The organism is Larkinella fluvii, from assembly GCF_051857545.1.
In the GTDB taxonomy this organism is placed as follows: domain Bacteria; phylum Bacteroidota; class Bacteroidia; order Cytophagales; family Spirosomataceae; genus Larkinella.
Genome location: NZ_JBPZHB010000001.1, coordinates 1,038,969 through 1,051,093, shown reverse-complemented (window position 1 = coordinate 1,051,093; position 12,125 = coordinate 1,038,969). Strand labels below are relative to the sequence as shown.

General features: G+C 54.8%; 9 protein-coding genes. 5 read left to right on the top strand and 4 right to left on the bottom strand.

The features are described 5' to 3' along the window. The first annotated feature begins 251 nt into the window (after positions 1-251). The 3 genes from ACS5NO_RS04125 (at position 252) to treZ (ending at position 5,132) form a co-directional block, all read left to right on the top strand. A complete protein-coding gene (locus tag ACS5NO_RS04125) occupies positions 252-1,508 on the top strand; it encodes a hypothetical protein (protein WP_439413965.1) in 1,257 nt (418 codons plus the stop codon). A 147-nt stretch (positions 1,509-1,655) separates the two neighbouring features. Next, a complete protein-coding gene (locus ACS5NO_RS04120; protein WP_439413964.1) occupies positions 1,656-3,263 on the top strand; it encodes an alpha-amylase family glycosyl hydrolase in 1,608 nt (535 codons plus the stop codon). Positions 3,264-3,269: 6 nt separating this feature from the next. Continuing rightward, positions 3,270-5,132 (top strand): malto-oligosyltrehalose trehalohydrolase, encoded by a 1,863-nt coding sequence (gene treZ, locus ACS5NO_RS04115; protein ID WP_439413963.1) that lies wholly within the window; start codon positions 3,270-3,272, stop codon positions 5,130-5,132. Here the strand turns inward: treZ and ACS5NO_RS04110 are convergent, their stop codons facing one another. Continuing rightward, on the bottom strand, positions 5,133-5,879 hold the full coding sequence (locus ACS5NO_RS04110; protein ID WP_439413962.1) for a glycosyltransferase family 2 protein: 747 nt from the start codon (positions 5,877-5,879) through the stop codon (positions 5,133-5,135). Between the two features lie 59 nt (positions 5,880-5,938). On the opposite strand from ACS5NO_RS04110, the gene ACS5NO_RS04105 reads away from it, so the two are divergent. Then, positions 5,939-6,676, top strand: coding sequence for a class I SAM-dependent methyltransferase (locus ACS5NO_RS04105; RefSeq protein WP_439413961.1), 738 nt, complete (start codon positions 5,939-5,941; stop codon positions 6,674-6,676). A 48-nt stretch (positions 6,677-6,724) separates the two neighbouring features. Here the strand turns inward: ACS5NO_RS04105 and ACS5NO_RS04100 are convergent, their stop codons facing one another. From ACS5NO_RS04100 to nagB, 3 genes are all read right to left on the bottom strand, one after another. Then, positions 6,725-8,014 (bottom strand): glycosyltransferase family 4 protein, encoded by a 1,290-nt coding sequence (locus ACS5NO_RS04100; RefSeq protein ID WP_439413960.1) that lies wholly within the window; start codon positions 8,012-8,014, stop codon positions 6,725-6,727. Further along, complete coding sequence (locus ACS5NO_RS04095; RefSeq protein WP_439413959.1) at positions 8,011-8,751, bottom strand: class I SAM-dependent methyltransferase; 741 nt, start codon at positions 8,749-8,751, stop codon at positions 8,011-8,013. The genes ACS5NO_RS04100 and ACS5NO_RS04095 overlap by 4 nt, the downstream gene beginning before the upstream one ends. A 187-nt stretch (positions 8,752-8,938) precedes the next feature. Then, a complete protein-coding gene (gene nagB, locus ACS5NO_RS04090; RefSeq protein ID WP_150879260.1) occupies positions 8,939-10,897 on the bottom strand; it encodes a glucosamine-6-phosphate deaminase in 1,959 nt (652 codons plus the stop codon). 183 nt (positions 10,898-11,080) lie between these two features. Here nagB and ACS5NO_RS04085 point away from each other — a divergent pair, with 183 nt between their 5' ends. Further along, the gene (locus tag ACS5NO_RS04085; RefSeq protein WP_439413958.1) at positions 11,081-12,103 is read left to right on the top strand and encodes a S66 peptidase family protein; all 1,023 of its coding nucleotides are present in this window, start codon (positions 11,081-11,083) and stop codon (positions 12,101-12,103) included. Positions 12,104-12,125: the final 22 nt, after the last annotated feature.

Genomic DNA, 12,125 nt, shown 5'->3' with positions numbered 1-12,125 from the left:
AATGCCAAAATCAAAGCGTTCCGGGCCCAGTTCAGAGGGGTAAGAAATGTGGAATTTTTCCTTTACAGACTAACTCAGTTATATGCTTAAACCAAGATGATCCACAACTTTTGGTATTGATCCCCGTTTGCCCCTCATGCGTACCCCCCATGATCAATCCAGTGTTCCATTGGATATAAATAAAGTTACCATTTTAAACAAAACGGTAACTTTCCGGCTTTCAACCGACTCGATCGCTGCATCCCGGACGTATGATTGGCCGAATTCCGTTTTCCCAGAAGCAGTATATCCGTCTATTATGGATCGTGCTGCTGCTCAACGCCGTAGGAATGACCCTGAAAACCATCTGGATCCCGCTCACGAACGACCAGTTGGGCTATACCCTGGCGGAAACCCTGATGAACTACGGCTTCGGTTTTAACCGGCGGGCGCTGGTGGGTAATTTTTTCATTCTTTTTCAAAACCGGAGCCTTCTTCTGGCCCTCATCACGCTGGCCTACAGCCTGTGTCTGTTGTCTCCCCTCGTGTTGATTTTTTTTCTCCGATCCGGCAAAGAAGCGGCCTGGAGCCTGATCGGTGCTTATCTGATTTTCTTCTCCCCGTTCGGAATCGCCCTATACCTGAAAGACCCGCTGGCGATTCGCAAAGAACTCTTTTTCTACCTGTTCTTTCTCGGGCTGGTTGCCTATGACGTCAGAAGCTGGCCCGGCAATGTCGCCTTTATCCTCATTGGCGCCCTGGTTCATGACAGCTTCTTTTTCCTATTTCTGCCGTTTTTGTTGGGTTACCACTGGTTGAACCAAACCGCCACCCGTCAGCAACGGGGACTATACTTTGCAGTAGGTACAATCGCCACGCTACTGCTGTCGACGCTGAGTGGCAACTCCCGGACCATTACTGAACAGTTCGTCGAGCAGTACGTCGCCCTGGGTTTTAACCGACACCAATTCGCTGCATTTGCTTATTTTCAGAAATTGCCCTTCTGGACCAATATCAACAACGCCCGGGTGCATCTGACCGGTATGAATCCTTTTCTCTATCTACTCCTGTATGTCGGTCAGTTTGGGGCTTTGTACGGGCTGCTCCGCCTGTTCAACATCACCCTGACGTATCAAAACCGCGGGCGGCTCCTGTTTGCCATTTGTGGTATTGGATTCATGGCGGTATTGCTGTCCCTGATTGCCATGGACTACGGGCGTTGGCTGGCGATGGCTTTCGGATGCTCCCTGCTGTTGATTTCCAGCCAGATCCAATCCGTTGACATCCCGTCCCACCACAAATCGATGGTTGTTCGGGTTGCGGTGGGCTTTTTGTCGGTTCTGCTGCTTTTGGTCATTCGCATCCCCCATTTTACCGACCTGGCGTTCATCCCGACGGAGTGGTTTACCGTTCAGAAAGCCTTCATCCTGGCGGGCCTGGTTCTGGCCGCGCTGTTGGTTGTCCTCACCCCTGCCTGGGGCAGGGCATTTTCCGAAAAAGGCGGGTCTGTTGGTGAGAAAATGTCTTAAACACCGAAAACCGGACCGAATAATCGTTTTTCGCCCTTTTTTCTCATCCCTGAACCCGTAATTGGGGTTATTAAATCAGCAGCGAAGGTCCTTCCCGAAACATCCGGGATGACCGGCGTGCAGAATCATCCCGTACCCCGGACACTTATGGAAGAACAGCAAACGAAACCTCTGTGGTGGCAGGAAGGCGTCATTTACCAGATTTACCCCCGCTCCTTTCAGGATAGCAACGGCGACGGCATCGGCGACCTGCCGGGCATTCTCAAACGCCTGGATTACCTGAAAGAACTGGGCATTACCGCCATCTGGCTTTCGCCGATTTACCCGTCACCGATGGCCGACTTCGGCTACGACATTGCTGATTACCAGAATATTCACCCTTCGTTTGGCACCTTGGCCGACTTCGACACGCTGCTGACGGAGGTACACCAGCGGGGTCTGAAACTGATTCTGGATCTGGTTCCCAACCATACCTCCGACCAGCACCCCTGGTTTCTGGAATCCCGGTCGTCGCGCACCAGCCCGAAGCGCGACTGGTACCTCTGGCGGGATGCCCTCCCGGACGGTTCCGTTCCCAACAACTGGCTCAGTGTGTTTGGCGGGAGCGGCTGGGAATGGGACGAAACCACGCGGCAGTATTATTACCACGCGTTTCTGAAAGAGCAACCCGATCTGAACTGGCGAAATCCGGAAGTGCAGCAAGCGATGTTCGACGTCATGCGGTTCTGGCTCGAAAAAGGCGTCGACGGGTTCCGGGTGGATGTGATGTGGCATATGATCAAGGACGATCTGTTCCGCGATAACCCGCCCAATCCAGACTACCAGCCGCACCAGGCAACTTACGAGCAGCTTTTACCGGTTTTCTCCACCGACCAGCCCGACGTACACGACCTGGTTTTGAAAATGCGGCAGGTCCTCGACCAGTATACCGAATGCATAATGATCGGCGAGATTTACCTCCCCATTCACCGACTGATGACGTACTACGGCATCGACGGCAAGGGCGCACACCTCCCCTTCAATTTTCAGTTGCTGCAACTCCCCTGGGACGCCCGCCAGATTGCCACGGCCATCGATCAGTACGAAGGGCTTCTACCGGCGGGCGGCTGGCCCAACTGGGTGCTGGGCAACCACGACCAGCCCCGGATTACGAGCCGGGTCGGCCGCGATCAGGCGCGGGTGGCGGCTCTGTTGCTGCTGACCCTGCGAGGCACTCCGACAGTCTACTACGGCGACGAAATCGGGATGCGCGACGTTCCCATTCCGTTGGAAGAGGTACAGGACCCGCAGGGGCTGAACATGCCGGACAAAAACCTGAGCCGCGACCCCGCCCGAACACCCATGCTGTGGGATCAGCAACCCAATGCCGGTTTTACCACCGGAAAGCCCTGGCTCCGACTGGCCGGAAACCACGCCCGCGAAAACGTGCAGGTGCAAAACGAAGATCCCGATTCGATGCTTTCCCTGCACAAACGCCTGCTGGCCTTGCGGCAACAAGAACTTTCGCTTAGGATGGGCAATTACGTGCCGGTGTATGCCGACACCAACCTGATGGCCTACATTCGGCAGGCAAAAGGGCACCCCCGTTTTTTGATGGTGCTGAACCTGAGCCACCGACCGGCTTATTTTAAACCAAAAGACCCTTCGCTCAAAGGCGTCATTGCGCTGGCCACTTCCCGCGAACGGGAAGGAAAAACCGTCAGCAAAACCATCACGCTGAGTGGTGACGAAGGAATAATTATCCGACTTGATTAAACGATTATGAAAAACATTGGTGCAAACTATACCGGTAACGGTTCCTGTATTTTTTCGGTTTGGGCGCCGGAGAAAGAATCCATGACGCTCCAACTTCTCGACCCTGGCGAACGCCAAATTCCCATGCAACGCGTGGAATGGGGTTATTTTTGCGTGGAAGTGACGGATGTTCAGCCAGGTACGCGGTATTTTTTCAAACCGGACGGCGGGAAAGCCTACTCCGATCCGGCCTCTCATTTTCAGCCCGAAGGCGTCCACGGCCCCTCGGCGGTGATCGACCATGCTGCCCATGCCTGGCAGGATCAGAACTGGCGGGGCCTCCCCTTCTGCGATCTGATTCTGTATGAACTGCACGTCGGCACGTTTACGCCCGAAGGCACGTTCGAAGCCATCATTCCCCGGCTCGATGCGTTGATGGAAACCGGCATTAACGCGTTGGAAATCCTGCCTGTCGCCCAGTTTCCCGGCACCCGCAATTGGGGCTACGACGGCGTCTACCTCTACTCGGTTCAGAATTCCTACGGTGGCCCGGATGGATTGAAAAAACTGGTGGATGCCTGCCACGCCCGCGGCATGGCGGTTTTTCTGGACGTGGTCTACAACCACATGGGTCCCGAAGGCAATTATTTCAGCCGGTTTGGGCCTTATTTCAATTCCAAATACCACACGCCCTGGGGCGACGCCATCAATTTCGACGACGAATGGTCGGATGGGGTGCGGGATTATTTCTCCAACAATCCGCTGCACTGGTTTGAGCATTACCACATCGACGGGCTCCGGTTCGATGCCATTCATGCGGTGTTCGATATGGGTGCTTTCCACATCTGGGAACAGGTTCATCACGAAGTCAAGGTACTGGAGAAGCGGCTGGGACGTTCGTTGCATCTGGTGGCCGAATCTGACCTGAACGACCCGCGCGTCATCAAATCACCCGAAATGGGCGGTTTCGGTTTCGATGCCCAGTGGCTCGACGATTTTCACCACGCACTGTACGTTTTGATTCATAAAGAAGGCAAAGATCGCTACGGCGATTTCGGCCAGATGGAGCAACTGGCCAAAGCCTACACCGATGGTTTTGTGGTCAGTGGGGAATATGCTTCTTTCCGAAAACGGAAGTTCGGGGCTTCATCGGCGGGCCTGCCGGGCGACCAGTTTGTGGTTTTTAATATGAACCACGATCAGGTCGGCAACCGCGTGGGGGGCGAACGGCTGTCGGTGCTGGTTGATTTCGAGCGGCAAAAAGTGGCCGCAGCCGCCGTTTTGCTGTCACCGTATGTGCCACTACTGTTCATGGGGGAAGAATACGCCGAAGAGGCCCCCTTCTATTATTTTGTCGATCACTCCGAAGAAGCACTGATCCGGGCGGTTCAGGAAGGCCGTCGGGATGAGTTTGCTTCTTTTGGCTGGACCGACGACCCGAAAGATCCCTTCGACAAAGCGACGTTTACCGACTCTGTTCTGCAATGGGAAAAACGTACGGAAGGCAAACACCGGATTATGCTCGAGTGGCACCGGACGCTGATCGAACTGCGCCGAACCGAACCGGTGTTGCAGAACGTCGCCAAAAATGACCTCCGGGTTACGGTTTTGGGGCAATCCGGCTTTGTTCTGAATCGCCAAACCGCCGACGGCCAATCGCATATCCTTTGCCTGTTTAACCTCTCCGACGAACCTGTTTCGTACGCACTGCCCACCTGGGCACCAGCCTGGGACAAGATCCTGGATTCGAAAGACCCAACGTGGCAGGAAGTTGTCACGTCAGAAACCGCGCTGTTGCCCGCACAGGCCGAACCGGGTCAGCCGATCAACCTGCCGCCGTGTAGTGTTACCTTGTATCGCACCCACGGACCGGCAGCGAGCCCTTTCTAGTCAGCAAATCCGAAACCGCACCGCCCGGGCCACAATCCGGACGTGGTTCCACAAGGTCGTTGCCACGCCGAAATGATCGGCCAACACGGTGAACCGATCCCGGAGCGACTGCCGGTGCCGTTGAACCGACAAACCGCCGACCAGATACTTACACAAGACAAAATCGAGCATAACAACTTTCTGAGCGGTTTTCAGACAGCGAATCTCCCAATCGATGTCCGCGCTAAGGTTGTCGATTCGAAAGGGCGGGGCCAGCGTTCGGCGGGCAATAAACGCCTGGTGACAGACCTTCATTCCCAGGGCCATGTCGCGCCAGCTCAGGTGGTGGGGCAGGACGTGGGGCGTAATTTGGCTGCGTAATCCCAGGGCTTTGCCGTGGTCGTCCACAAACAGTGCGTCGCTGTAATAGACATCGGCGGGATTGTTCCGGATCTGGTTCAGGAGCTTCGACAAAACCGCTCCGTCGTGAAGCTCATCACCGGCATTCATAAACCAGACGTAGTCGCCCGTGGCCCGTTGCTGGCCTTTGTTCATGGCGTCATACAACCCGCGATCGGGTTCCGAAATCCAGTGGGTGATGTGCTTTTCGTACTGCCGCACGATGTCCAGTGTCCCGTCTTTGGAGTTGCCATCGATGATCAGGTACTCCACCTCGGCGCCCGGTTGGTTGGCCAACAGGCTCTGAATGGTGCGCTCCAGAAAGCGTTCGGCGTTGTAGGTGATGGTGATGATGGAAAGTAAGGGCATAGTAAGAGCGCGGGCAATTCACAAAAAAACGGTAATTTTACGTGCTAACCAACGGCTGAATGGAAACGAATTCAACAACCTCATCGGCACTTCAGGACGCATACCGGTCACAATACGCTGATTCTGACCGCACCTGGCGGAATATGGGCGCCCGGATGAAGGCCGAAACCATTCGCCGTCTGTGTCAATCCTACAACTTTCCGAAGATGCTGGATGTCGGTTCCGGCGACGGGGCGGTTTTGCAGCAACTCGACCAGAACCGGTTTTCGCCGGCGATGTATTCCCTCGAAATCTCGGAAAGTGGCGCCAGCCGAATCCGGGAGCGGGGCCTGTCGTCGTTGCAGAATGTGCAGCTATTCGATGGCTACAAAATACCGTATGGGCCGAAAGAATTCCCGTTGGCGACTTGCTCACACGTGATCGAACACGTGGAACATCCGCGGCTTTTGCTGCGTGAAATCGCCCGGGTTTCGGAATACCAGTTTTTTGAAGTACCGATTGACTTCAGCTTTTTTGTCGACAAAAAAACCGATCACTTCCTGTCGTACGGTCACATCAATATTTTCACGCCCTCGCTGTTCAAGTTTCTGCTTAAATCCGAAGGGTTCGAAATTCTGGCCGAACACAGCGTTTTCTACGACACGGCCGCCATTCGCCATTCAGCTCCCAACACGTTGGCTTTCTGGGCGATCTGGCTGAAAACCCAAATCCTGAAATCCGTTCCGGCCCTGCGAAAAATCAAACCGAGCGCGTTTGCAGTGTTGTGCCGCAAGAAAACCGATCTGGCTATTTTCTAATTGCCCCTAAATCCCCTAAAGGGGACTTGGACGCATCTGATTCCGGATCTAAAAGTCCCCTTTAGGGGATTTAGGGGCAATTTTTTGTTCGTAGAGATCGATGTAGCGCCGGGCTACCACGGTTTCGTCATAGTGCATCACTACATGGTTTCGGGCGTTTGCCGACAGTTGCTGAAAAGCGGTTTCGGATTGTTCCAGCACCCACTGAATGCCGTTGGCCAGATCCTCGACCGAGCGGTAGTTGACCAGATAACCCGTCTGCTGATGCTGAACCATTTCCGGAATGCCGCCCACCTCAAAACCGACCACGGGTGTTCCGCAGGCCATCGACTCCATGATGGTGTTGGGCAGATTTTCTTCCAGCGACGGAATGACGAACAAATCAGCGGCACTGTAGGCTGTGACGATCTGCTGCACACTGTTCAGGGAACCGAGAAAGTGGTAGTTGAACGGTAATTCCTGCAACAAACTTTCGTCGCCCGCTCCGAAAATCAGCAGTTCCACATCGTCGGGCTGCGCCAGTTGCTGTCGCAACAACCCCAGGGCTTTCTGGAAATACGAAAAGCCTTTGCCCACCGCCGATACTTTCGTAGCGGCAAAAAGAATAAACCGTTTGTGATCCGGCAGTTTCAATTCCCAGCGGGCAACGGCTTTCGGAACCGGAACGAACACCTTGGTATCCAGTGGATTCGGAATCGATTGAACCACTAATTTACCAAACAAGCTGCTTTGCCGCGCCCGGTTCGCCAGCCACTGGCTGCATCCTACCGGCGTCAGCCGGGCGTTTTGATACGCCGTTTGCTTGCGGAGCCAACCGCTGTGGGAGAGGTCGTCGGGCGCAGCCGTCCGGAGGAACGGGCAGTTACCGCAGTGGTGTTGGTAGCCCTCGCAGGTGCCGCTGTGGTGGCAGCCACCCGTGAAGGCCCACATGTCGTGCATCGTCCAGACGACCGGTTTTTGCAACGCAAACAACTTGTTCAACGATCGGGTCGATAAGAAACCAAACGAAGTCCAGTGAAGGTGCAGAATGTCAGCCTGTTGCACAAGCGGATGCTGGCTAATGTCGGTACCGACCAGGGCAGGCGAGAAGGCAAACCGGACGTCGCGGCTGCGTTCGAAGGGCATAAAGGTCAGGCGGTCGAGCGCAAACCGGGCGGTGTGCCAGCGTTTTTGCCAGGGCGTTTGGGCGAGCGACGTCACAAACGGTTCGACCACCGACGTGTCGGCCACCAGCATAGCGGACGAAAAACCGGCCCGGTTCAGCGCCTGATTGATCCGGTTGGCGGCAATGGCCGCCCCGCCAAACTGATGAAACGTGCTCAGGTGCAGAACCTTCATTTGGTAGCCGTCAAAACGATGTAGGGCGAAAACGTTTTGGTTTCAACCGGAACCAGTTTGAAAAACACTTTCAGCGGAAGCCATAGGAGCTTTCGGAGCAGGCGACCCAGCAGCGGTTTTTCGGATTCACGCTCAAACCAGAGCATAAACCGCCCGTCGTAGTAGACCTTGATATTTTTCAGACCCAGCCGTTCGCTGGTGGTTCGGAGCAGTTCCAAATCCATCGACCGGATGTTGTGTTTGGCGTAGTTTTCCGGATCGAAGGTCTTCTGAAACCAGCCGTTCAACCCCCGGAAGTTGGGCAGAGTAACGAGTAACAAACCGCCGGGATTCAGCGATTCAACGTGTTTTTCGAGAATAACCGCCGTGTCGTCGAAGTGTTCGATGAGTCCGTTCGAGGTCACCATGTCAAAACCGCGTTGGGGCGAATACTGAAACAGATCGGTTTCGATCACGCCGACGGAATGTTCCGGCAAACCGTTCGCTTTTTCCAGTTCATGCAGGATTTTCTGATGAACAACGTAGTCGAGCAGCGTGGCATCGGTGTTCAGGTGTTTTTTCATCCAGACCGAATAATACCCCGGAAAACCGCCCAGTTCCAGCACCGACTGGATGGGGTGAGCCGCCACCAGTTGCCGGATCAGGGGCAGAAACGGGTATTTGTCCGGAATCTGGAAAATAAGCCCTTCTTTTGATTCCCAGTAATTGAGCCAGAAGGCGCGGTCGGTTAAAGTCAAGTTGGTAGGGATTGAACGGGTGACAGCCCCGCGTGTCACAAAAATAGACACCGGTCCGACAGATTCAAAGCCGCGCACCCGAATCCCGGCGCTTATCGGCCTTAAAACGATTCAACCGCTGGCCGGGCAAAAAAAAGCCCCAGCCGGGTAAAGAGCTGGGGCTTGTCAAAAGAAGTTCGTGGCTACGTTAAAATTTCCAGCGTACAAAGGCTTCCATCGCTTCGTATTCGGCCAGACCGAGCTGGTTATACAAACCAGCCGTGGCCCGGTTGCGTTCTTCGGCGCGTTGCCAGAACTCCCGCGAATCGGACCCCTGATAGACCACGCCGTCTTTCTGCGACTGGTGTTTGAAAATACCGAGCCGTTTGCGCATCACCTGGTCGGGCGACATCGGAACGGCCATTTCGATTTCGTGGATATCCCACTCGGCCCAGGCACCGCGGTAGAGCCACACCCAGCAATCCTGCATGAAGTCCTCATTTTTCAACCGGCGAACGGCTTCCATGATGGCGTCGAGGCAAACTTTGTGCGTTCCGTGCGGATCGGCAAGGTCACCGGCGGCATAAATCTGGTGCGGTTTTATCTGTTTAATGACGTCCATCACCACCTGAATGTCGGCTTCGCTCAGCGCACTCTTCTCCACTTTGCCGGTTTCGTAGAACGGCATGTTCAGAAAGTGGGCGTTTTCAACCGGAATCCCGACAAACCGGCAGGTCGATTTGGCCTCACCTTTCCGGATCAAACCTTTGATGTACCGCACTTCCGTCGAATCCATTTCACTGTCTTTCTTGGCGCGCAGGAACTCGGCCGCATCGCGAAAAATCTGGGTTGCTTCGGGGCTGTCGATTCCGAATTTCTCGTTAAAGTCCACCACATAATCCGCAAACCGCAGGGCTTCGTCATCGGCCACGGCAATGTTGCCGGACGTCTGGTACCCCACGTGAACCTCGTGGCCCTGGTCGACCAGGCGCTGGAAGGTTCCCCCCATCGAAATGATGTCATCGTCGGGGTGCGGGCTGAAAATCAGGCAGCGTTTGCTGGCGGGCAGGGCGCGTTCGGGGCGCTTCGTATCGTCGGCATTGGGCTTGCCACCCGGCCAACCCGTAATCGTATGTTGCAGTTGATTGAAAACGTCGATGTTCAGATCGTATGCCTGGCCTACCTGAGCCAGCAAGTCGCTCATCCCGTTGTCGTTGTAATCTTTGTTGGTCAGTTTCAGAACCGGTTTTTTCAGCGAGCGTGACAGGTACGTCACGGCTTTTTTAACCATGCTGTTGTCCCACTCAACGGTATCGACGAGCCAGGGCGTTTGCATCCGGGTCAGGTCCGACGCGGCCGCCTGATCGATTACAAACAAGGCGTTGGGGTGGGTTTGGAGGTACGAAGCCGGAATGGATTCGGTAACGGTGCCTTCCAAAGCGGCCCGGATCACCGGCGCTTTGCGTTCACCCCAAGCCAGCAGAACCACCCGCCGGGCGCTTAGAATGGCGGCAACGCCCATCGTAATGGCCTTTTTCGGGGTTCTTACCAGACTCCCAAAATCCATGGCCGCAGCCGCCCGCGTCGAGTGATCGAGCATCATCAGGCGGGTGTGTGAATTGATCAGCGAACCCGGTTCGTTAAAACCGATGTGACCATTACCCCCGATGCCGAGCAGTTGAAAATCCAGCCCCCCGTACGATTGAATTTTTTCTTCGTACGACCGGCTGAACTCGGCCACTTTGTTGACCGGAACGGTTCCGTCGGGAATGTGATAATTGCCTTCCGGAATATCGACGTGGTCGAACAACTGCTCCTTCATAAACCGCACGTAGCTTTGCAGCGAATCGGGTTCCATCGGATAATATTCGTCCAGGTTGAATGTCACCACGTTATGGAAACTCAGGCCTTCTTCGCGGTGTTGCCGGATGAGTTCGGCATACACCGTTTTGGGTGATGAGCCGGTGGCCAGACCCAGCACACACAATTTGCCCTGTTGCTGTTTGGCGCGGATCAGATCCGCAATTTCGTGGGCGACGGCGCGGGACGCATCTTTCGCATCGGCGTAGATGTGCGTCGGAATTTTTTCGTACGTGATGGCCGATTGCACCGGCTCACCCGGTTTACGACCCGACGCATTTTCGACAATGGAAGGTTCAGAAATCATAACGAATGGTAGATTGTGGTTCGTGCGGTGCGGCAAAATTCGGTATACTTATTCGTAACACCAATAAAACTATTTTAAATTTTTTTAAAAATACCGAATGCGATCTAAATTATGGAATCGCGTTGTAATCTGGTTTATCTTGTTACTCTTTTTATCTCAATTCCTACTACTTGTTTCCGTCCCATGTCGTTGTCCCGCCGAAACTTTTTGCAAACGCTCACCGCTGCTGCGGCCATCCCGGCTTTTCGTCCACCGCTTTCCGTGATCAAACCACCGAGGCTTAAACCGGGCGATACGGTGGCGCTGGTAGGCCCGGCGGCTCCGGCTTTCACGCACGAAACGGTGCAGGTCGCGGTGGAATCGCTACAGGCACTGGGGTTCAAAACCGTCATTGCCAAACACGTTTTCGACCGCTACGGGTATCTGGCCGGGACCGATGCCGACCGGGCCGCCGACCTCAATGCGATGTTTGCTGATTCCAGTGTAAATGCCATCATGGCCATGCACGGCGGTTGGGGATGTGCCCGGTTGTTGCCATTGCTCGATTACAACCTGATCCGGCGGAATCCGAAAATTCTGGTCGGATACAGCGACATTACGGCCTTGTTACTGGGCATTTACACCCAAACGGGATTGGTGACGATGCACGGCCCGGTGGGGTCTGCGACGTTCAATCCGTTCACGGTGAACTATTTCCGCCAGATGCTGATGGACGGTCAGGCGGTTTTGATGGAAAACCCGCACGACAAGGGCGATTTGCTGACTCAGGTCAAAGACCGGATCGACACGCTGAACCCCGGCAAAGCCCGCGGGCGGCTTATGGGCGGTAACCTGACGGTTTTGAGCCACATGATGGGATCAAAATACCTGCCGGACTGGAAAGACAGCATTCTGTTTCTGGAGGACATTGGCGAGGATGTCTACCGGATGGACCGGATGATTACGCAACTCAAACTGGCGGGCGTTCTGGATCAGATCAGCGGTTTTGTTTTCGGGAAATGCACCGACTGCGAGCCCGGCAAAGGTTACGGTTCGCTGACGCTGGAAGACGTTTTTCGCGATCACATTATTCCGCTGAAAAAACCGGCCTATTCGGGCGCCATGATCGGCCACATTACGCACAAATTCACCGTTCCACTCGGTATTGAAGCCGAAATGGACGCCAATACCGGAACGATCCGGTTGCTGGAACCGGCCGTGAAGTAATGGTTTGAGTACCTGTCCGCAA